At 58.2% G+C, this 23,122-nt stretch carries 16 protein-coding genes and 1 pseudogene; 15 read left to right on the forward strand and 2 right to left on the reverse strand.

Annotation, left to right across the window (positions count from 1 at the left end):
* The 9 genes from C2U68_RS00005 to C2U68_RS00045 all read left to right on the forward strand — a co-directional run.
* Positions 1-580: ABC transporter substrate-binding protein (locus tag C2U68_RS00005; RefSeq protein ID WP_140910453.1), on the forward strand; the 580-nt coding region annotated here is incomplete at its 5' end.
* Between the two features lie 160 nt (positions 581-740).
* Complete coding sequence (locus C2U68_RS00010) at positions 741-1,754, forward strand: ABC transporter permease (protein WP_140910454.1); 1,014 nt, start codon at positions 741-743, stop codon at positions 1,752-1,754.
* A gap of 42 nt (positions 1,755-1,796) precedes the next feature.
* Positions 1,797-3,515, forward strand: coding sequence for an ABC transporter ATP-binding protein (locus tag C2U68_RS00015; RefSeq protein WP_140910511.1), 1,719 nt, complete (start codon positions 1,797-1,799; stop codon positions 3,513-3,515).
* Between the two features lie 38 nt (positions 3,516-3,553).
* Positions 3,554-4,867 (forward strand): alginate export family protein, encoded by a 1,314-nt coding sequence (locus tag C2U68_RS00020; protein WP_140910455.1) that lies wholly within the window; start codon positions 3,554-3,556, stop codon positions 4,865-4,867.
* 63 nt (positions 4,868-4,930) lie between these two features.
* Positions 4,931-6,154 carry an NAD(P)/FAD-dependent oxidoreductase gene (locus C2U68_RS00025; protein ID WP_140910456.1) on the forward strand — a complete coding sequence of 408 codons (1,224 nt, stop codon included), beginning with the start codon at positions 4,931-4,933 and terminating at the stop codon, positions 6,152-6,154.
* A gap of 10 nt (positions 6,155-6,164) precedes the next feature.
* Positions 6,165-8,846, forward strand: a complete 2,682-nt coding sequence (locus C2U68_RS00030; RefSeq protein ID WP_140910457.1) for a nitrate reductase — start codon at positions 6,165-6,167, stop codon at positions 8,844-8,846.
* 19 nt (positions 8,847-8,865) lie between these two features.
* The gene (locus C2U68_RS00035) at positions 8,866-10,041 is read left to right on the forward strand and encodes an EAL domain-containing protein (RefSeq protein WP_140910458.1); all 1,176 of its coding nucleotides are present in this window, start codon (positions 8,866-8,868) and stop codon (positions 10,039-10,041) included.
* Positions 10,042-10,140: 99 nt separating this feature from the next.
* Entirely contained in the window at positions 10,141-11,505 is a 1,365-nt protein-coding gene (locus C2U68_RS21700) for an ATP-binding protein (RefSeq protein WP_140910459.1), read from the forward strand.
* Positions 11,506-11,918: 413 nt separating this feature from the next.
* On the forward strand, positions 11,919-12,866 hold the full coding sequence (locus C2U68_RS00045; RefSeq protein ID WP_140910460.1) for a histone deacetylase family protein: 948 nt from the start codon (positions 11,919-11,921) through the stop codon (positions 12,864-12,866).
* 22 nt (positions 12,867-12,888) lie between these two features.
* Here C2U68_RS00045 and C2U68_RS00050 read toward each other — a convergent pair whose 3' ends face one another.
* Positions 12,889-13,380 carry a cytochrome P460 family protein gene (locus C2U68_RS00050; RefSeq protein WP_140910461.1) on the reverse strand — a complete coding sequence of 164 codons (492 nt, stop codon included), beginning with the start codon at positions 13,378-13,380 and terminating at the stop codon, positions 12,889-12,891.
* 10 nt (positions 13,381-13,390) lie between these two features.
* The gene (locus C2U68_RS00055; RefSeq protein WP_140910462.1) at positions 13,391-13,624 is read right to left on the reverse strand and encodes a hypothetical protein; all 234 of its coding nucleotides are present in this window, start codon (positions 13,622-13,624) and stop codon (positions 13,391-13,393) included.
* Positions 13,625-13,763: 139 nt separating this feature from the next.
* On the opposite strand from C2U68_RS00055, the gene C2U68_RS00060 reads away from it, so the two are divergent.
* The 6 genes and pseudogenes from C2U68_RS00060 to C2U68_RS00090 all read left to right on the forward strand — a co-directional run bounded on the left by C2U68_RS00060 (position 13,764) and on the right by C2U68_RS00090 (position 23,062).
* Complete coding sequence (locus C2U68_RS00060; protein WP_140910463.1) at positions 13,764-14,837, forward strand: HupE/UreJ family protein; 1,074 nt, start codon at positions 13,764-13,766, stop codon at positions 14,835-14,837.
* Positions 14,834-17,257: pseudogene (locus C2U68_RS00065) on the forward strand (TonB-dependent receptor). The gene C2U68_RS00060 and the pseudogene C2U68_RS00065 overlap by 4 nt, the downstream one beginning before the upstream one ends.
* Before the next feature lie 16 nt (positions 17,258-17,273).
* The gene (locus C2U68_RS00075; protein ID WP_140910466.1) at positions 17,274-17,996 is read left to right on the forward strand and encodes an ABC transporter ATP-binding protein; all 723 of its coding nucleotides are present in this window, start codon (positions 17,274-17,276) and stop codon (positions 17,994-17,996) included.
* On the forward strand, positions 17,993-19,405 hold the full coding sequence (locus C2U68_RS00080; protein WP_140910467.1) for a DUF3526 domain-containing protein: 1,413 nt from the start codon (positions 17,993-17,995) through the stop codon (positions 19,403-19,405). Before C2U68_RS00075 ends, C2U68_RS00080 begins: the two co-directional genes overlap by 4 nt.
* On the forward strand, positions 19,402-20,784 hold the full coding sequence (locus C2U68_RS00085; RefSeq protein WP_140910468.1) for a DUF3526 domain-containing protein: 1,383 nt from the start codon (positions 19,402-19,404) through the stop codon (positions 20,782-20,784). Before C2U68_RS00080 ends, C2U68_RS00085 begins: the two co-directional genes overlap by 4 nt.
* Before the next feature lie 196 nt (positions 20,785-20,980).
* Positions 20,981-23,062 carry a carbon starvation CstA family protein gene (locus tag C2U68_RS00090; protein ID WP_140910469.1) on the forward strand — a complete coding sequence of 694 codons (2,082 nt, stop codon included), beginning with the start codon at positions 20,981-20,983 and terminating at the stop codon, positions 23,060-23,062.
* Positions 23,063-23,122: the final 60 nt, after the last annotated feature.

Genomic DNA, 23,122 nt, shown 5'->3' on the forward strand with positions numbered 1-23,122 from the left:
GACCCAAGCTTGGGCGGAAAAATATCCCAACACCTTTTTAGCCGTCACCAAAGCGCTGATTCGCGCCTCGATGTGGCTGGATGCGGAAAGCAACAAGAACCGTAAAGAAGCCATCGAAATGCTCTCGCAAAAACAATACGTGGGTGCAGACGTTGAGGTATTGGCGGCCAGTATGAACGGCACCTTTGAATACGAAAAAGGCGACAAGCGTTCGCTGCCCGACTTCAATACCTTCTTCCGTCACGGCGCCAGCTATCCGTCTTACAGCAGCGCGGTCTGGTATTTAACCCAATTACGCCGCTGGGGCATGATCAACGAATACAAACCTGACAACTGGTACATGGAAACCGCGAAAAAAGTCTATCGCCCTGACATTTATCTGGCTGCAGCGAAAGAATTGATCGCCGAAGGCAAAGCCAAAGCCGAAGATTTCCCGGCAGATACCAGCATCAAGCCGTCGCAAAACTTCTTCATCGACAAAATTCCGTTCGATGCCAACAAACCTAACGATTATCTGGCCAAATTCCCGATTGGCTTGAAAGGCAAACAAACCGTCTCCGGCGGCAAGATTGTCGAGTAACAAACTCTGGTGGGTGCTCTAACAGGGACGTTGTTTGGTGCAGGGAAGCACATCTTTTTTAAAGAATTAACGGACTGGATCTTCAGGCGTATTCGAGCAGCCTGAACAAGCAACATGGGGTACTCGTCGCGTACCTTGATTTCCTGAAGAGGAACATTTTATGAGTAACAAATTGATCAAATTCTTCAATATTACGGGCCTGACCTGGTTCGTACCTTTGGTGAAAATGGCGGCCGGCGAGAACCCGGCCCAACAAATGCGCCAATTGTTTCTGATCATGGGCGTGCCCATCATCGCCTTCGCTATTTTCCTGGGCATGTGGAGCGTCTCTGCATCCGGCGTAAAAACCAGTTTGGGTGCGATTCCGGGACCGGTTGCGGTTTGGGACGAGGTCGGCGGATTGATCGACGAGCACATTTCCGAACGCACCAAAAAAGCCGAGTTTTACCAACGCCAGGAACAGCGCAACAAGGAAAAGCTGGCCGAAGATCCAAACGCGGAAATCAAGATTCGCCCTTACACCGGCAAACCGACTTACCTCGATAAAATTCTGACCAGCCTGCGCACCGTATTCGCCGGCTTTGTGATTGCGACCTTGGTGGCGGTGCCGCTCGGTATCCTGTGCGGCATGAGCCCGGTGCTCAATACCGCGTTCAACCCGCTGATCCAAATCTTCAAACCTGTATCGCCGCTGGCCTGGCTGCCGATCGTGACACTGGTGGTCAGCGCGCTCTACGTCACCAGCGAAGACTCTTGGTTCGAAAAGTCTTTCATCACCTCGGCCATCACCGTAACGCTATGCTCGCTATGGCCGACGCTGATCAACACCGCGGTCGGCGTGTCGTCGATCGATCGCGATCTGGTCAACGTCGGCAAGGTATTACGACTGGATTGGCCGACCCAGATCAAACGCATCATCCTGCCGTCTGCCCTGCCCTTCATCTTTACCGGCATGCGCTTGTCGCTGGGCGTGGGCTGGATGGTATTGATCGCTGCGGAGATGCTGGCGCAAAACCCCGGTCTGGGCAAATTCGTCTGGGACGAGTTCCAAAACGGCAGTTCCAACTCGCTGAGCCGGATCATGGTGGCAGTGTTCACGATCGGCATCATCGGCTTCGTGCTGGACCGGATCATGCATTCGCTGCAAAACCTGTTCTCGTTCCAAAAAATTTAAGGTGCCGCCATGACCGCTGCCGCCAAAATCATCGACTTATCCATGCATAAACATACGAGCGCTTCCCCGGCCAACGACTCCAGCAAACCGTTGGTGGAACTGAAAAACGTCTGCAAATCCTACGGCGAGGGCAAAAGCCGGACTTCGATTCTGAAAGACATCAATCTGGATATTAAGGAAGGCGAATTCATTGCCATCGTCGGCTTTTCCGGCAGCGGCAAAACCACCTTGGTGTCGCTGATCGCCGGCTTGATCTATCCCGATAGCGGCGAACTGTTAAAAAACGGCCAAACCATCGGCGAACCGGGGCCGGATCGCGGCGTGGTGTTTCAAAACTATTCGTTGATGCCTTGGTTGACCGTTTACGAAAACGTGGCGCTGGCGGTGGATGCGATCTTCAAGGACTGGACCCCAGAGCAACGTCGCGCCCACACCGAAAAATACGTCAACATGGTCAATCTGGGCCGGGCGATGGATAAAAAACCGTCGGAACTGTCCGGCGGTATGCGGCAGCGAGTCAACGTCGCGCGCGCTTTGGCGGCTAACCCGGACATCCTGCTGCTCGACGAACCGCTCAGCGCGCTGGATGCCTTGACCCGCGGCAATCTGCAGGACGAAATCCTGCAAATCTGGGAGCAAGACCGGAAAACGGTGATTCTGATCACCAACGATGTCGACGAAGCCATCTACATGGCCGACCGGGTAATTCCGTTAAATCCGGGGCCGGATGCCACTTTCGGCCCGGATTTCGTCATCGACCTGGAACGCCCGCGCAACCGTACCGCCCTGAACCACGACCCGGAGTTCAAACGCCTGCGCGCCGATATCACCCGTTACCTGATGGACATCGGCATGCAAAAAGCCCAGGCCGAAATCGGTGACAAGCTGAAATTGCCGGATGTGCGTCCCAACACCAGCAACGACTGGAAACTGGATACCTCGGCCCTGAAGCCGGACCAACGCGACCTGGGCAAGGCCCGCTATCTGGAGTTTGCCAACCTGTCGAAAATCTACCCGACCCCCGACGGCAACGGCACCGTAAAAGTAGTCGACGGTTTTGATCTGAAAATGAAGAAGGGCGAATTCATCTCGATTATCGGCCACTCCGGCTGCGGCAAATCGACGGTGTTATCGATGACCGCCGGTCTGAACGAGATCTCCGAAGGCGGTATCGTGCTCGACAACCGCGAAATCGACGGCGCCGGCCCGGACCGCGGCGTGGTGTTCCAGGCGCCGAGTCTGTTTCCGTGGTTGACGGCATTCGACAATGTCATGCTCGGCGTCGATAAAGTTTATCCCCATGCCAGCCAGGACGAGCGCGAGGACATCGTCGAGTATTACCTGACCCGGGTCGGCTTGGCCGACAGCATGTTCAAAAAAGCGGCCGACATGTCCAACGGCATGCGCCAACGGGTCGGCATCGCCCGCGCTTTTGCCTTGTCGCCTAAACTGTTATTGCTCGACGAGCCGTTCGGTATGCTCGATTCGTTGACCCGCTGGGAATTGCAGGAAGTTCTGATGGAAGTCTGGGAACGCACACACGTCACCGCCATCGTCGTCACCCACGACGTCGACGAAGCCATTTTATTGGCCGACCGGGTGGTGATGATGACCAACGGCCCCCACGCCAAAATCGGCAAAATCCAGGAGATCGACCTGCCCCGCCCGCGCAGCCGCAAGGCCTTGCTCGAACACCCCGACTATTACAAATACCGGGAGAGCCTGCTGACCTTCTTGTCCGAATGCGACCATACCCACTGATTTCGCTTCTCTGTATTTCATTTGCTTAGGGGATCTATATGCCATTACCGAAACATCAACTACCTACCGCCACGCTACTGTCGATGGCAATCGCCAGTACCACCGCATCCGCTGACCTGACCAAGGAAGTGGAAGATGCGCTGAATTTTTACCATTACGGCAGTAACGGCGCGGTAAAAATGGATTTGAACTATCGCTGGGAAAACCTTGACCAGGATCAAGGTCCGGTCATTCCGGGCAAGGCGCCGCGCCGGGTCGAAACCGCTAACGCCAACACCGCCCGCCTGCGGCTGGGTTTGCTGTCGCCGACGTTCTACGACTTCCAGGCCTATGCCGAATACGAAGGTAACTACGCCTTACAGGAAGACTACGACCAAGGCGGTACCACCACTAACCGCCACCGCGACTATTCGCTGATAGCCGACCCCGACCGCAGCGAATTGAATCAATTTTGGCTCAGTTACAAAGGCATCCCCGACACCTTGATCAAAGTCGGCCGGCAACGGATCAAGTTAGACGACGACCGCTTCATCGGTAACGTTGGTTGGCGGCAAATGGAGATGACTTACGACTCGATACTGCTGACACACAACAATCAGACCATTTTCGGCCTGACCGTCAACGCCGGCTATCTCGACCACATTCAAAACATCTTTGGCGAAACCGAAACCATCAACGCCCCGATCCTGAATCTGAACTACAAGGTCAACGACTGGGGCAACCTGATCGGTTACGGCTATTGGCTGGACTATCGGCAACGCGAGAACTATCACAAATCGTCGCAAACCTACGGCCTGCGTTTTGACGGTAAGTCGCCGCAGTTTTTCGATCGGGTGAATTTTCTGTATACCGCCGAATGGAGCAACCAGCTCGACTACGGCGACAACCCCAACGACTACCAAGCCGACCGCTTCAATTTCATGGGCGGTGTCAGCGCCTTCAACCTGAGTCTGCAAGGCGCCATCGAGCAGCTCAACGGTTACGGCTACACCGGCAACCGCGTTACCACCAACGGCACCACCTACAAATCCTTCCAGACCCCGTTGGGAACCAACCACGCCTTCCAGGGTTGGGCGGATTTGTTCCTGACCACGCCCGCCGCCGGTATTCGCGACGTGTTCGCCACCGCCACGTACAAAATGATGAACGACAGCCTGATCGTCACCGGCGTCTACCACGACTTCTACGACGATACCGGGGGCATCGAGTACGGTAGCGAATGGGATTTCTCGATCTTGAAGAAATTCGGCAAACACTACTCCTTGTTAGCCAAGTACGCCAACTTCAATACCGAGAACACTGCATATACCGACACCCAAAGAATCTGGCTGCAAGCCAACGTCAGCTTCTAAGTCCCCGCCGGCCGGGCGTCACATGCCCGGCCGGCATCGATTCCACAGTTGTTAGATATAGTCATGAAACTGAAACTGGTAGTCATCGGCAATGGCATGGCGGGGATGCGTACCGTCGACGAATTGCTGCAGTTGGCGCCCGAACGCTATCAAATCACCGTGTTCGGCGCCGAGCCGCACGGCAATTACAACCGGATCATGTTGACTCCGGTATTGTTCGGCGCCAAAAGCATCGCCGAGATCATGATTCACGATTTCGACTGGTACCGCAAACACGAGATCACCTTGTACTGCGGTACCGATAAAGCAGTAGTCGGCGTCGACCGTCACAGGCGTCGAGTTGTGGCTCAGGACGGCACCGAAGCGGAATACGATTATTTATTGCTGGCCACCGGTTCCCTGCCATTGATGCTGGACATCCCCGGCCGCGATTTGCGCGGTGTGTTGGGTTTTCGCGATATCGCCGACGTGCAGAGCATGATTGCCGCTGCAGCGAGTAAGACGCACGCCGTGATTCTGGGTGGCGGCTTGCTGGGCCTGGAAGCGGCTAACGGCCTGTTGCAACGCGGTATGCAGGTCAGTGTCATCAACCGCGCCGGGCATTTATTGAACAAACAACTGGATAGGCAGGCGGCCGGCTTTTTGCAACAGCAATTAGCGGACAAGGGCATAAAATTTCATTTGGGCTGTACCATCGATCGCATCCTCGGCGACGACGGCCATATTCAACAGGTGCAGCTCAGTAACGGCGAAATACTGCCGGCCGATTTGCTGGTGATGTCGACCGGTATCAAACCGAACATCGCCTTGGCCGAACGCATCGGCTTGCAATGCGAGCGCGGCGTCATCGTCGACGACCTGATGCAAACCAGCGATCCGCGGGTGTTCTCGGTCGGCGAATGCGTCCAGCACCGCGGCGAATTGTTCGGTCTGGTGGCGCCAGTGTACGAACAGGCCAAAGTCTGCGCCCGCCAATTGTCGGGTCATGACGGCAGCATTTATCAAACCTTGTCGTCGGCGACGATGCTGAAAGTGACCGGCATCGACTTGTTTTCGGTCGGCGATTTCGAGGGCGACCCCGACTGCCAAATTCTGCAATTGATCGACCACGGCCTCGGCGTCTACAAAAAAATCGTATTGCGCGGCGATATCGTGATCGGCGTGATCTTGTACGGCGACACCAGCGACAGCGCCTGGTATTTGAACCTGGTCAAGGACAAAACCCCGATCGCTGCGATCCGCGATCGCCTGATGTTCGGCCAGACGCCGTTGGCCGCCGCCGCTTAACCGTTACGCCATGACTCTAGCAACCGTTAAAACCACCTGCCCCTATTGCGGCGTCGGCTGCGGCATCGAAGCCACGGTCGAAGATCCCGCCGCGCATCGGGTCACCATCAAAGGCGATCCGGAACATCCGTCCAACTTCGGCAAACTGTGTTCGAAGGGCGCCACGCTGGGCGATACCGTCACGCTGGAAAACCGCTTGCTCTACCCTGCCGTCAACGGCCAACGTTGCGATTGGGATAGTGCGCTGGACCACGTCGCCGGCCGCTTCCGGCAGATCATCGCCGAACACGGACCGGACGCCGTCGCGTTTTATGTGTCGGGCCAATTGCTGACCGAAGACTATTATGTCGCCAACAAGCTGATGAAAGGTTTCATCGGCTCGGCCAACATCGACACCAATTCCCGTTTGTGCATGTCGTCGGCTGTGGTCGGCTATAAACGCGCTTTCGGCGCCGATACCGTGCCCTGCAGTTACGCAGACCTGGAATTGGCCGATTTGATCGTGCTGGTCGGTTCCAACGCCGCCTGGTGCCACCCGATTGCGTTTCAACGCATCCGCAAAGCCAAGGAAAGCAATCCGCAGTTAAAAGTCGTCGTCGTCGATCCGCGCCGCACCGCCAGTTGCGATATCGCCGACCTGCATCTGCCGTTGAAGCCGGGCATGGACGCGCTACTGTTCAACGGCCTGTTATGCCACCTGCAGCGCGATGGCCGCATCGACCACGACTACGTCGCCAATTTCACCAACGGTTTCGCCGAGGCGCTGCGCCAAGCCGAGGCCAGTGCCGGTTCGGTGACCGCGGTCGCCGCCGGCTGCGAGCTGGACCCGGCCGATATCGCCCAATTTTTCGCTTGGTTCGCAGCAACCGAACGCAGCGTCACGGTGTATTCGCAAGGCATCAACCAATCCAGCTCCGGATCGGACAAATGCAACGCCATCATCAACTGCCATCTGGCGACCGGCCGGCTGGGCAAACCCGGCATGGGACCGTTTTCGTTTACCGGCCAACCCAATGCGATGGGCGGCCGCGAAGTCGGCGGTCTCGCCAACATGCTGGCAGCGCACATGGACTTGGACAATCCGGTGCATGTCGACCGCGTCGGCCGGTTTTGGCAAAGCGAACACGTGGCGAACAAAACCGGATTGAAAGCGGTGGACATGTTCGAGGCCGTCGCCGCCGGCCGGGTCAAGGCGGTCTGGATCATGGCCACCAATCCGGTGGTGTCGATGCCGGACGCCGACCGGGTGAAGCAAGCGCTGCAACGCTGCGAATTCGTCGTGGTATCGGATTGCATCGCCGAGACCGACACGGCCCAACTCGCGCACGTGTTGTTGCCGGCCACCGGCTGGAGCGAAAAGGACGGCACCGTGACCAATCTGGAACGGCGCATCTCGCGGCAACGGCCATTGTTCCCGGCTTCCGGCGAAGCTCGCCACGACTGGTGGATCATTAGCCGGGTGGCGCAACGCATGGGCTTTACCGAGGCCTTCGCTTACCAATCCAGCGCCGAAATCTTTCGCGAACATGCGGCGCTGTCGGCCTTCGAGAACGACGCCGAACATCAATTACGCGACTTCGATTTGTCGGCCTTCGCCGCGATCGATCAGACCGAATTCGATGCCTTGCAACCGGTACAGTGGCCGGTTAGCCGCGACCGACCGCAAGGCCGGCCGCAGCTGTTCGACGACAAGCTTTTTTATACCGCCGACCGCAAGGCCAGATTTGTTCCGGTCGCGCCGCACGGGCCGCGCCATAGCGTCGACGCCGACTACCCGTTCACGTTGAACACCGGCCGCTTGCGCGATCAATGGCACACCATGACCCGCACCGGCTTGGCCGCCAAATTGAACGCGCATCGGCCGGAGCCCTTCGTCGAAATCCATCCCGCCGACGCCGAGCGCTTACAACTGAAGCACCGCAGTCTGGCCCACATCGAAAGCCGTTGGGGGCAAATGTTGGCCCGGGTCGAAATCGGCGCCGGCCAACGTCAGGGCAGCTTGTTCGTCCCGATGCATTGGACGGCGCAACTGAGCAGTCACGGCCGGATGGGGGCTTTGGTCAACCCGGTGGTGGACCCCTACTCCGGCCAGCCGGAAAGCAAGCAGACTCCGGTCAGGATCTCAGCCTGGCCGGCGACTTGGTACGCGACGATTCTGGCCCGGCAACCATTGGCGATCCGGGATTGCGAATATCAAGTCAAAATCCGCGGCGACCAGTTTTTCCGTTACGAGCTGGCCGGCAGCGGCGCCGGTAAAGACTGGCGCCAGTGGAGCCGGGAATTGTTTGCCGAGCACGGCATGGCCGGGGCGGGCGACTGGCTGGAATACAGCGATCTGCAGGCCGGCTATTACCGTTGCGCCTACGTCAGCGACAATCGACTGCAAGTCTGTCTATTGGTCGGACCGGATTTCGAGTTGCCGGAGCCGGGCTGGCTGTGCAGTTTGTTCCCGAAACCGGAACTGAGTCGCAGCGAACGTTTGGCCTTGCTCAGCGGCCAGCCGCCGAAAGGCGAAGCCGATATTGGCCGAATCGTCTGTTCGTGTTTCAATGTCGGCGAGAAAACCATTCAACAAGCGGTGCAAACCCATAAGTTACAAAGCGTGGCGGATATCAGCGCCTGCCTCGGCGCGGGCAGCGGCTGCGGTTCCTGCGTCGCCGAATTGAAGGAGTTTTTGCCTCAGCCCGGTTAACTCGACGCGCACAAGGACCATGCCAGAAAAATCAACGCTATTTCCCTATTTTCAGCCCATCATTGCGATAGCCAGCAGCAAAATCGTCGGTTACGAAGCCTTGGCCCGCCAATACGATGCCAAGGGCAATGTGGTTTCTGCCGGCGCCCTGTTCTCCTCCGCCGATGTGGACATCAAACAGCGTACCGAACTGGATCGACAGGTACGCTGGCAAGCCCTGGAAAAATTCTCGCAGCAAGCCGATAGCCAAACCTATCTGGCGCTGAACATTTCGGCGGCCTGGATCGAGAATCTGCGCCAACTCAATGCCTTGCCGACCCTGCGCATGCTGGAAGAATTGAATATCGACCGCCAACGCATCGTCGTCGAAATCTCCGATGCTCACGTCGATCCGCACAAGTTGAAACAGATCGTGCAGCGTTACCGCAAACACGGCCTGCGGGTGGCGATCGGCGACTTCGGCGCCGGTTCCTCGCAACTGGAACGGGTGATCGCGATCCAGCCCGACATCATCAAAATCGATATGCGGTTGTTCAAGCGTGCCGCCCGCGGCAGCAGCATCGCTACCGACATCGTGCATCTGATGTCGCGCCTGGGCCAGCGCACCGGCGCCCGCATCGTCTGCGAAGGCGTGGAAAGCGACGAGGAATTTTTATTCGGCTTGAACTGCGGCGCCCAATTCATGCAGGGTTTTTTGTTCGCCAAAGCCGAAGCCGATTTCCTGCCCATCAACAGTTTCGAACAGCACGCCGCATCGCTGCGCAGCAAATTCGTCAAGAACACGCTGCCGCGGGTACAAATGGAAATCAACGCGATCAACGCCATTAAGGCTTTGATTTACCGCTTGGCCCAAGCACTACAGGACGACTTCAACCTGAACGAACTGGTCAGTTGGAATTTCAGCCAAAGCGGCGTGATCCGGTTTTACCTGTGCAACAATCAGGGCGACCAGATTTCGCCGGATTTCAATTTCAGCGAAAACCAATGGTTTACCGATCCGCGCAAGATCGGCTTCAACTGGTCCTGGCGGCCGTACTTCTTTCAGTTGCTGGCGCTGGAAAACTGCGGCGATCGCAACCGCATCGTCACCTCCGAACGCTATCGCGATTTCGAAACCAGCCTGCTATGCAAGACTTTGGCGCTACGCCTGGACAATGAGCGAATTTTATTGGTGGATACCGTGGTAGGTGACTAGACTCATCTGTCCCGAACGGCACCGGCAACTGGCCGCGGCCGGCTTTTTACTATAATCAGTGCGACATGGTAACTGGCTGGAGCATGCAAAGGCGGCGAGATGAGCGACGACGAGAACTTATCGAAAATTCTGGTGATCGACAGCGACAGGCCGGCGATTTTGGTTGTCGGCAGCGATCCGGAATTGGCAACCCGCCTCAACCGGTTGTTCAATCGGACGGCAGTGGCCGATAGCAGCCAAATTTCCGGAAAACCGAGCTACGCCGTACATTGGTCCGGCAATGCAGCGCATGCGGCACAGGCGATTGCCGACGGCTTAGCCGCAAACGCCCCGTTTAATTTGGTTTTTGTGCTGCATCCTTTGCCGCAAGCCAGCGGCGTGGCCTTGATAAAACACCTGTGGGAATTGGATTCCGGTTTGAACGCGGTGCTTTGCAATGCCGATCCGGGACTTTACTGGCCACAGATCGCCGAAACGCTGGGCGAGAGCGATCAGTTGCTGATTTTACAGCAACCGGTTTGCGACTTGGTCGTACGCCAAGTGGTCCATGCCATGGTCAGGCAATGGCAATTGGTGAAGCAAACCCAAGACGTCATGCAATTTATCGTGATGCAGAACCAACGGCTCGACGCGACCAACCACAAGTTGCAGGACATGCAGGCGCAGTTGCTGCAATCGGAGAAAATGTCATCGATCGGTCAATTGGCTGCGGGCGTTGCCCACGAAATCAACAATCCGATCGGATTCGTCAAATCCAATCTAAATACTCTGAAGGGATATACCGAAGACTTATTAGCCCTGGCCGAGACTTACGAACAGGCCGAGGCAGCGATAGCCGACCCGGTCCTGCGTGCCGAAATCGACTCGGTCAAACGCCGGATCGACTTCGACTACTTGCGAGACGACGCGCCGGATTTGCTCAACGATTCGCTGGACGGTATTAACCGGGTTGCCAAAATCGTTCAGGACTTGAAGGACTTTTCCCATCCGCAACACGACGGCGACGCCTGGCAGTGGGCCGATCTCAACGCCAACCTCGATAGCGCCTTGAACATTGTTTACAACGAACTCAAATACAAAGCGGACATCGTCAAACACTATGGCGAGCTGCCTTTGGTCAATTGCTTGGCTGGCCAACTGAACCAGGTCTTCGTCAACTTGCTGGTCAACGCCGCATACGCGATTGACAAGCGGGGCGTCATCACCATTGCCACCGGCAGCGGCGAAGGCCGGGTCTGGCTAGAAATTTCCGACACCGGCTGCGGGATTGCCGACGAGCAACTGAACCGGATTTTCGATGCCTTTTACACCACCAAGCCGGTCGGTAAAGGGACCGGGCTGGGATTGACAATTTCCTACGGCATTCTCAAAAAACACAGCGGCGAAATCAGCGCGCGCAGCCGAGTCGGCGAAGGCACCACCTTGCGCATTGAACTGCCGGTCAATGCCGAACCAAGCCAGTGAAACCCTTACGGCATTCGCCGGCCGCCGCGGTTGCACCAGCCCCCATCCGTAACGTGAGTGTTTGATTTCGGAACGATTTTGATGGCTTTAAGTTTCACGGGAAACTCGTAACAAAGCACTTTAGCCAGCATTAAGTTTATCCCGTAACTCACTTCAAGAATATTTTACAAGATATTGATGTTAAACGTTTTGTTGTATTTTAAGCCAAATTATCGGACTAAGGCGAGTTGATGGCAACGATAAACCGAATTCCTCAGCCACGGCCGGGCGGATTCCGCGCCAATCGCGGCGTCGGCCGGCTCGAACATTGTAAACAATTAATATCCATAGAGTTTTCGTGCGACTTTAAGATAAACTGCAGCCAGGCGAACCGAAACCGAATACCTTGAAGCACGTTTCGCGGGAGTATGTTTATGCGCACACTGTATTACAGTCATCCGGATTTTCTGGCCCACGATACCGGGCTGGCCCATCCGGAATGCCCCGAGCGGCTGCGAGTCATTGCCGAAGTGCTCGCGGCACCGAAGTTCGCCGCACTGACGCATGTACAAGCGGTATTGCCGGACGACATTGAAGACAAAATCGGGTTGGTTCACGGTCGGGCCATGATCGCCAAACTGCTGGCCGAGATACCGGAACACGGTCTGACCAACCTGGATGCCGACACAGTGGTTTCGCCCGGTTCGCGCCAGGCGGCGCTACTGGCCGTCGCGGCGGTATGCGATGCAGTGGATAAAGTCTGCGGCGGCTCAGCCGACAATGCCTTCTGTGCGGTGCGCCCGCCCGGACACCATGCCATGCCTGACTACCCGATGGGTTTTTGTCTGTTCAACAACGTGGCGATAGCCGCCGAGTATGCGCGCAAGGGCTACGGCCTGGAGCGGATCGCGATCGTCGATTTCGACGTGCACCACGGCAACGGCACCCAGGCCGCGTTTTACGACCAGCCGCAAGTGCTCTACATATCCAGCCACCAATGGCCGCATTACCCCGGCAGCGGCCATCCTTCGGAACACGGTGCCGGCAATATCCTCAACCTGGCGCTGGCGACCGGCAGCGACGGCGAGGTGATTCGAGCCAAATATCGCGATACGGTATTCCCCGCCTTGAGCAAATTTGCACCGCAGTTGGTTTTGGTTTCGGCCGGATTCGACGCGCACAAAGACGACCCGCTCGCCTCGTTGCGCTTGACGGAAGCAGACTACCATTGGCTGACCGAACAATTGCGAGCGATCGCCGAGGAGTATTGCCAGGGGCGTCTGATTTCGGTGCTGGAGGGCGGCTACAATTTGCGGGCGCTGGCAAACAGCGTCGCCGCGCATGTGGCGGCTTTGATCGGTTTGGGCAACGAGGGCGTTTGACCGCCCTCTTTCCCATCCGTTGTTATTGCAGATTCGGCAGGGTATAGACGTAGTCGGCGTCCTTCATCGGCGCGTGGCAGGCGAAGCAAGGCGCTGATTGCTCCTTGTCGTACATTTTCAAAGTCTTGCCTTCCCAGATACCGAAGCCCCAACCGCCGGTCTCAGCGTATTTCTTGCTGTCTTTGACCATCGCTTCGGCGGCGGTAAATTCGCCGGGCACCGAGGCTTGTTCCCAATTCGGATGCTTGCGCTCGGCCCATTTGATCTTGGCGATAATGCTGCCGTCCGGCCAGGGCTTGGTCTTGCCGGCCCGCGCGGCATTGATGGTGATGTCGTTGCCGACGATCGCCCGCATGCTGTTCTTCTCGTGGCGTAGCGACACGCCCAACAGCCGCCAATCCCGATATTCGCCGTGCTCCGGTTTCGCCGCCGGCACGGTTTCGGCGGCAACGCCATTGGCAACCAAAATCAAAGCGGCGGCCAGCAGCCGGCCGCCGGAAATCGTTTTGTACATACACCCTCCGTTAATAGTCATGTAAACCAGCGGCGCGGATTGTAACGGCTCCATAGGGCGGCGACCAATACAAAACCGCAAAGCCCGGCCAGTATTTCTTCAGCCAGCCGCCCTCAATGTCGTTAAGAGCTTGATCGCGGGCATGGCCTGCTCCTACCATCCTTGACATAACGCCGCTGCGATGCAGATTCGCTTGGTGCTCTATCGCTCCGGTAATGCCTGCCGGAGCAATCGTTTCGTTCAACAGCAGCGTCTTTCCCCGTGGTCCCTAGTGGGACGGACTCTTAGCCCGCGGGAATGGTTTTGTTGGCTTATGCAACTTGCGCCATCCCTAAACGGCTGTTTAGAATGTGAAGTTAATCTCAAACTTCATAAACTCAACGATGCGCGATACTTTTCATTCCTCAAGCCCGGTGATTCCAGCAGCCGATAGCCGCCGGCTATGGGTGCTGGTCGCGCTGATGGCAGTGGCTGGCTGGTTTTTGTTGACGAATGTCCAACGCGACGGTTTGAGCAGCGGTTTCGCCCATCCGTTTGCCGGTAACGATCATTTGGTCACGATGTTGGCGGTTGGCATCTGGGCCGCACAATTACGCGGGCATGCGATTTGGATGCTGCCGGCCACGTTCGTCGGCGTCATGAGCCTGGGCGGTCTGGCCGGAGCGCTCGGCTGCTACCTGCCACAGATCGAAACGATTGTTCTGCTGTCATGCGCCGTATTCGGCATATTGATCGTGCGCAACCTGCGCTTCAGCACCAATACCAACTTAGCGATCGTTGCATTGTTCGGTTTTTGCCACGGCTTTGCCCACGGCCAGGAGATTTCGGCTTCCGCCGGTTTGATTTCTTACGTGTGCGGTTTCGTATCGGCAACTTTGCTATTGCACGGCGCCGGGATCGTCTTCACCAAAGGCGTAGTATTGGCGGTGGGCTGTTTTTTCTCGATGACGCTGGCGCAACAGCCTGCAATCGGTGCGGTAAAGGTGAATATTCCGGACGCGCTGCTCGCCGTTTCCAAGCGGATGCAGACCGAAGCCGTGGAGCGGGTTCAAGCGCGGTTCAGGCAAACGGCCCCTGCCGACGCCGGATGCTTCCCGCCCCAAATCGAATCGGCGCCGCCGGCCGCGGTTGCTTACCGATTCAGACGGCTATTTCCGGAGATTAACCACTCGCCGGGTTTGAGCATGACCAGTAACGGCGTCGGCCGTACCTCGCCGCCGCCATTGCCTGTTATTACCGTATCGCTAGCCTCGTCCGCCATACTGCTCGCGCCCCAGCCCTCGACGGCATTGGCCCCTGCTCCATCTCCCGCTTTCAGCCTTCCCGGCTTTCAGTGCGTTTGCACCAGTTTCTCCGCTGCCGCGCAACGGCAACTTCCGGCGATATCGCCAATGCTACCCGCCGCTAGTGGGTACTTTCCCGATTTTATTCAGCAATCAAGGCTCGCATACCCATGAAAATTCCAGAGCAACTCGCCAAAACCGTATTGGCGTTTACCATCGCTTCCGTCGTCGGACCTAGCGTTAAAGCAGACCCGCGCGCGACTACCGCGCCCGCTAAAGACAAAGCCCAGGATTCGGCGCAAACGTTGAGCGAAGTGGTCGTCGATTCGGAAACAGGCAAACCCAAGTTTCCCAACACCACCAAAGCCACGCCAAGTTTGACGGTAAACCGGGCGGATATCGAAACCAAAGTCAACGAAGTTACCATCGAGGACGCGTTGCGCTACCTTCCCGGCGTCAACGTCCGTCGCCGCTACCCGGGCGATGCGAACGCGCCGATCGCGATGCGCGGTTCAAATATCACCCAGTCCGCCCATACCATGGTGTTCGCGGACGGCATGCCGATTTACAACATGGTCAACGCCGGCCACACCGCCGCACCGCGCTGGTCGATGGTCGCGCCGAACGAAATCGAATCGGTCGACGTGCTGTTCGGGCCATTTTCCAGTCAGTACGACGGCCACTCGTTCGGCGGCGTGATTAATTTCAACACCCGCATGCCGGATAAATTCGAAGCGGAAATGAGCGCCACCGGCATCTTTCAGGACATGCACCGCGGCGGCCGCGATCAGGTATTGCAGGGGTTTCGTACCTTCGTGTCCGGCGGCGACCGTATCGATAAATTTCGGGTGTACCTGTCATACAACCACATGGAAAACCAAGGCCAACCGATGGACCCGATCGGCACATCAGCCGCCTCGCGTGGTTTACCGAGCAATCTGGCCGCCGGCGCCACGGCCATCCCGGTCACCGGGGCACAACTGATTCCGAGCCCGACCGGCGGCCGGAATTTTATTTTCGGCGACTCGGGCATCGATCGGGCCGAAACCGATTTGTTTAAACTGAAAACCTCTTACGACCTGACGGATGACTTGCAGGCTCGATTTACTATTGCCTACGAAGAACGTAACAGATACAACAACGATCCGCTGGCCCTGTCCAAAAGCTCTGCCACCGGGCAAACCCTGTTTAGCAATAGCACCAACAACAACGGGCGTTTTACCAATTACTATACGCAAGACGGCTATAACTTCACGGTGCCGTTGAATGGCTTCCGTTTGCAGGAACAGAACCGCCAAGCCTTGAATTACGGCTTGAGCCTGAAAGGCAAGATCAGCGAGCGCTGGCACATCGACACCACGGCCAGCTTTTACGACGCCTTTAAGGATACCAGCCTGCAATCCCGGGGTGCCCAACTGGACCCCAACGCCCTGGTCGCCGGCCAGTTGCCGGGACAAATCACCGATGTCAGTACCTGGTGGGCGACTTACGACCTGAAACTCGCCACCGACCAGTTATTCGGCCGCGACGATTTATCCTTTATGGGCGGCTACCAGTTGGTGCACGGCAACAATAATAACCGGGTCTATGACAGCAGCGTTTATGCGAGCGGCATGCGCGGTAACGAAGTCAGCGACTCGGGCGGACAAACCCAGACCAACAGCTTGTTTTCGCAGCTCGAATGGCGTTTCCTGCCGGATTGGAGCGTAATGGCCGGCTTGCGCTACGATCATTTTCAGACGATAGGCGGCCATTTTTACAACTACAACCGTAGCGCTACCGACGTCAGGCGCATCCAGAATTACGAAGACCGCAGCCAGGCCCGCATCTCGCCTAAAGCCGCGATCGAGTATTCGCCGGATAATTGAACTTTGCGTTATTCGTTCTCCAAAGCCTATCGTTTTCCGGTGGCTGAAGAATTATTTGCCAGCAAGAATACCGTCGCCGGAACCACATTCTCCGATCCAAACCTGGGGCCGGAAAATGGTTATTTTCATAACTTCATGGTTCAGTACGACCTGCACCAGGGCTTGGTCAGGGCCAACTTTTTTTACGACCAAATCAACGATGAAATATTTTCCTATAACCCGCTGCTGGCGGGCGGCAACGGGCCGAACACCTATCTGGCCATCGGGCAAACCGAATCGATCGGTGTCGATTTGACGTATCAGAAATACGGTTTGTTCGGCCTGCCGCTGGATTTTGCAGCCAATACCATTTTCCTGAACAAGCAAATCGTCAATAATCCCCAGGCGCCGGGGCTGGCCGGTAACGAGTGGCCGCGGACGCCTCGTTTGCAGGCCAATGTTCAGGCGACTTACCATATACTGCCGGAATGGGATGTCACGCCATCGGTCCGCTACCGTAGCGACATGTTCCACCAAATTACCAACGTCGATACGGAAGCCAACGTATTCAACGGCTCGGACGAATACACGCTGGTGGATTTCAAAACCAACTACAGACTGCCGACATACCACAATCTGAAAAGCACGATGTCGGCCGGTATCGATAATATTCTGGACCAGGATGTCTACGAAAATAATCCGCTGGCGCAACGCACCTACTATGTCAGCTTATCCGTTAAGTACTAAACCCAACTGTTCAGCCATGACGACAACCCACATTCTCGAAACCCGCAATCTGGTGGTGGAATACCAACAGCATCGGGCGATCGACCAACTGAATTTAGCGGTACCTGCGGGCTGCGTTTACGCCTTGCTGGGCGGCAACGGCGCCGGCAAAACCACGACGATCAGCACCTTCTTGGGATTTAACCGTCCCAGCAGCGGCCAGGTCTTGATCGGCGGCCGCTCGCTGCAGGACCAACCGGAGCTGGTCAAGTCCGAACTGGCCTATCTGCCGGAAAACGTGGCCTTGTACGACCTGCTCAGCGGCGCGGAAAACCTGCGGTTTTTCTGTGCGCTGGCCGGAATCGAATTGAACCGGGACCAGGCCGGCCGGCTGTTGAGCGACAGCGGCTTGCAGGCGGATGCCCACGACAAGCGGGTCGGCCACTATTCCAAAGGTATGCGGCAAAAGGTCGGTTTGGCGATCGCCAGCGCCAAGCACGCCAAAGCCATGTTGCTGGACGAGCCCACCTCCGGCCTGGACCCGAGCGCCGCCAACGATTTTGCCCAACGCATCCGCGCCGCGGCGGACGGCGGCATGGCGGTGTTAATGGCGACCCACGATTTGTTCAACGCCAAGCAAGTCGCGGACCGCATCGGCATCATGAAGCAAGGCCGGCTGGTCGAGGAGTTCGATGCCCACAGCGTGCAACACGACGAATTGGAAAGCAAATATCTGGCGCATGCCCGGGGGTTGGCATGATCGCCATTGTCATGCGCAAGGAGCTGGCCACTACGTTGCGCGACGGCCGTTTGCTGGTGCTGGGCCTGTCGCTGTTTGTTTTGTTCGCCGGCTTTTTTCTGTTTTCCAGTTACCAGTTGCAGGCACAGCGCCAGGAAAAACAGCGCGTCGGCGCGACGGCCAAGGAACAGTGGAATTCGCAGAGCGTCAAGAATCCCCATGCCGCCGCGCACTACGGTATTTACGTGTTCAAGCCGGATTTGCCCAGCGCGGCGATAGATCCTGGCTTGACGCCGTTTACCGGTCAGTCGCTGTGGCTGGAGCCGCACAAACGCAACCTGACCCGTTTCAATCCGAGTGCCGACGACGTATTGGCCAATCGATTCGGACAGGCCAGCAGCAGCTTCGTGCTTTATGCCTTGTTGCCGCTGTTGATCGTCGCGCTCAGTTTCAATTCGGTGTCGCAAGAGCGCGAACGCGGCACCTTGCGCATGTTGCATAGTTTAGGAGTGGCGCCGCGGGCCTTGTTGTTCGGCAAGTTGCTCGGGCTGTTGACGGCGTTCTGGCTGGTGATGTCGCCCGCCGTGTTACTGGCGGCGCTGACGCTGGCCGGCCAATTCGAGCTGGCTATCGACGACCTGCTGCGTTTGAGTTTACTGCTGGCCGGCCTGCTGGCGTATTACACGGTGTTCGCCGCCTTGTCGATTGCCGCCTCCGCCTACTTTCGCACCAGCCGCAACACCTTGTTTTGCTTGCTGGGGTTCTGGATGGGCAGCGTGTTCGTCGCTCCGCGGCTGGGCGCCGCGATCGGCGATGTGCTTGCGCCCAACCCCAGTGCCAGCCAATTTTGGGATGCGATCAAGACCGATATCGCCCAAGGCCTGCCCGGCGACGGCTCCAAGCAACAACGCGAAACGGCCTTCGAAGCCCAAGTGCTGACCCAATACGGCGTTGCCAGCAAAGAACAGCTACCGGTGGGTTTTGTCTCGCTGAATCGGCAATATAACGACGTTTACTCCAGCAAAGTCCACCAGTTGCATTTCGATCGCCTGCGCGCCAACTTCGCCACTCAACAGCAACTGGCGCATCTGGCCGGTTGGCTGGGGCCCAGCCTGGCGCTGCGTTCGTTGTCGATGGCCATAGCCGGCACCGATTTGGCGCACCAACGCGATTTCGAAGACGCCGCCGAGAGATATCGGCGTTATTTCATCGATCTGACCGAAGACTGGGACCGCGAACGCAGCCACGGCACCGAACGCTCCGCCAAAGGCGCGGAAACCGATTGGCGCAGCGTGCGAGACTTTGCTTACGCCGTTCCCACGGTCGGATTTTCGCTAAAAGCCAGCCTGCTGCCGCTAGCGGTGCTGGGCGCCTGGTTGGGGGCGGCACTGTGGCTGTTGGCCAATTCGGCACGGAGGTTGGCACCATGATGGCTATCGTCAAAGTGGAATGGATCAGAATCCGGCGCAATCCGCTGAACGCGGCGATATTACTGATTTTTGCGGTCTTGATGGGGCTCAGCGCCGTCTGGTCCGGGCTCAGGGCCAGCGAGATTCGCGCTGCCGCGGCGGCGCCGCAAATCGCGGCATCGGCCGCCAATGCCGCGGAAATGCACGACGCGCCGAAGGCGGACGCGCATGACGGCGGCGATGGGGCCTACGCCGCCAGCAACGACCGGGCACCACTGCAATTGCCGCTGCTGGGCGGTTTGGTGCTGAATGTCAGCCAAGCCGATTTGGTCGGCACGTCCATTAAAGTCTCCAGTCGCAGCCGCCATACCGACGGCCGCAACAGCGACCAATTGTTCAATCCGTTGAGTTACGAATTCGGTTTACTGGACTTTGCCAGCGTGTTCGCGCTGTTGACGCCGCTGGTCGTCATCGCCTTGAGCTACGGCTTGGTGCAGGAGGAACGCGAAAGCGGGGTCTGGCGCCTGGTCTGCACCCAAACCGCGCGGCCGTGGCAATTGGTGTTGTGCAGCCTGGGCTGGCGTTTGCTGTTGGTGGCGCTGGTCGCTTGCGCCAGTTCGCTGCTGGCGTTTTTGCTGGATAGCGGTTCTGACCTGGCGGCGCTGGCTTACTGGTGTTTGATCAGCCTGAGCTACGTGCTGTTCTGGTTCAGTCTGGCCGGCTTGTTCCTGCTGCTGCCGATTTCTTCGGGCGCGGCGGCGATAGGCTTGCTCGGCAGTTGGCTGATCTTGACCTTCGGCGTGCCGGCGACGCTGCATTGGGCCGCCGACCAGACCCGGCCCAAGCCGTCGCGCATGGCCGCCATTATCGAAATCCGCCGGTTGCAGGAACTCTCCAACCAGCAGCGGCAAAATTTGCTGGCGGACTGGTTTAAGGCCCATCCCGAGCTGCTGGGCGACACGCCGCTTGCCAAGCTGTCGCGGGAAGTCGCCGGCTTGCCGGCCGCCCTGGAACTGGACAGCCAGATTCGGCCGCTGATGCTGCAATTCGAAACCCACCGCGCCGAGCAATTCGGATTCATGCAACGCTGGTCCTGGACTTCGCCGGCCTTGGCCGTGGCGTTGATGGCGGATCGTTTATCCGGCCTGGACGCACCCCGGCACGCCAGCTTCGTCGCCGCCGTCAACGATTTCGAAGACCGCTGGCGAGCGTACTTCGTGCCGTCCATCATGGCCCGCGCCGCCTGGAGCGAAGCGCAGCAAGCGGCGCCGCCGCAATTCGATTTCGATCAGTCCTTCGACATTGCCGAGCTCAACGGCCTGATCGGCTTGCAGGCGCTCTCGGCGGCATCGATGCTGGCAGTTCTGCTCGCGCTACGGCAGCGCTTCTCGCAATTTTAGCGTTGGCGGCTCCGGTCCCGGTCGGTACACAACACCGCGATCTTGCCTATGGGCAAGCGCGATGCGGCCGGACCGGCTGCACTCGGTTGCGAACGGCAGGGTTTTAGGGATAAAGCGCCTGCCGCGAACGCCGGCGGCGTGCTACCATTTTGCGAAATCCATCGCATCCCAATCCGACTTTCAGACAGGAATCGTCATGTCAGGCAACAAGCACTCGCTTCCCATCAACCTATTCTGGGGCCTCGTCGCTCTGGCCGCGGCCGGCGCCATCGCCGGTATTGCTTTGCAGCGCGGCGAAACCATCAGCAGCATGTGGCTGATCGTCGCCGCAGTCTGCGTTTACGCGCTCGGCTACCGCTTTTACAGCGCCTTCGTCGCCGCCAAAGTCCTGGTGCTCGATGCCAGCCGCGCCACGCCGGCCGAACGCTTCGACGATGGCCGCGACTTCATGCCCACCCACAAATGGGTGGTGTTCGGCCACCATTTCGCCGCCATCGCCGGCCCCGGCCCGTTGATCGGGCCGACGCTGGCGGCCCAGTTCGGCTATCTGCCGGGCACCTTGTGGATCCTGATCGGCGCGGTGCTGGGCGGCTGCGTGCAGGACTTCGTGACCCTGTTTTTCTCGGTCAGGCGCGACGGCCGCTCGCTGGGGCAGATGGCCAAGGACGAATTGGGCAACATTGGCGGCGGCGCCGCGATGCTGGGCGTGATGACGATTATGGTGATCCTGATTGCGGTGCTGGGCCTGGTCGTAGTCAATGCGATGAAACACAGCCCCTGGGCGACCGCCACCGTCGCCGCGACGATACCGATCGCGATGTTGATGGGCATGTATCTGAACCATTTGCGGCCGGGGCGGGTACTGGAAGCGACGCTGATCGGCGTGTCGTTACTGGTGTTTGCCGTGGTCGGCGGCGGCTGGATCGACGAAAACCCTGCCATTCGCGGCTGGTTCGATTACGACGCGCCGGAACTGGCGTTGATGGTGATTGGTTACGGCTTCGCCGCCGCGGTGTTGCCGGTCTGGCTGCTGCTGGCGCCGCGCGACTACCTGTCCACCTTCATGAAACTGGGCACCATTGCCGCGCTGGCCGTGGCGATTCTGATCTTGCGGCCCGAGCTGAAAATGCCGGCCTTGACCCAGTTTATCGACGGCAGCGGCCCGATCTTCGGCGGCAAACTGTTTCCGTTCGTGTTCATCACCATCGCCTGCGGCGCAATTTCCGGCTTTCATGCGCTGATTTCGTCGGGCACCACGCCCAAGTTGCTGGCTAACGAAACCGACGCCCGTTTTATCGGCTACGGCGCAATGATGATGGAATCCTTTGTCGCGATCATGGCGATGATCGCGGCGTCGGTGTTGGAGCCGGGGGTTTATTTCGCCATCAACAGCCCGGCCGGCGTGGTCGGCAAGGAAGCGGCGGAAGCGGTGGCGAAAATCAGCAGCTGGGGCTTTCCGGTGGCCGTCGAGCAAATGCAGCAACTGGCGCAGACCATGGGCGAATCGACCTTGTTCGCCCGCACCGGCGGCGCGCCGTCGCTGGCGGTCGGCATGGCCAGTTTGTTCGCCCAGGTGTTCGGCCAACATCTGCTGGCGGCCTGGTACCATTTCGCGATCATGTTCGAAGCCTTGTTCATCCTGACCACGCTGGACGCCGGCACCCGCGTCGCCCGCTTCATGCTGCAGGATATCCTCGGTAACTTCAATATCGGCCGTGGCAGCAGCGGCGGTTATGCCAGCATCTTACTGACCAGCGCCGCCGTGGTTGGCGCTTGGGGCTATTTCCTGTACATGGGCGCGATCGATCCGCTGGGCGGCATCAACAGCCTGTGGCCCCTGTTCGGCATCGCCAACCAAATGCTGGCGGCGATCGCGCTGTGCGTGGCGACGACGATTCTGGTCAAATCCGGCAAGCTCAGGTACGCCTGGGTGACCGCCCTGCCGCTGTCTTGGCTGATTATCGTCACCAGCAGCGCGGCCTGGCAGAAATTGTTCGCCGAGGATTTACGCATCGGTTTTCTGGCGCACGCCGCCGATTTGTCCGCAAAAATCGCCAGCGGTTCGCTGCCGGCCGCGCAACTAAAAAATGCCCCGCAATTGATTTTCAACGATTACCTGAACGCCGGCCTGACCTGCCTGTTCATGCTGATCACCTGGCTGCTGCTGGCCGACATGCTGCGCGTGATCTACCGGGTAACCAGCGGCCAGCCCTACCCGCAATCCAGCGAGTCGCCGCATATACCGAGCCGGTTGGTGGAGAATTGGGTTAGGGATTGACCGTCCTGATCGGTTGCTGCTGCCGGCCACAGACTATGCGCCGGAATTGGCGCCCGAATT

Source organism: Methylomonas koyamae, assembly GCF_006483455.1.
In the GTDB taxonomy this organism is placed as follows: Bacteria; Pseudomonadota; Gammaproteobacteria; order Methylococcales; family Methylomonadaceae; genus Methylomonas; species Methylomonas koyamae_B.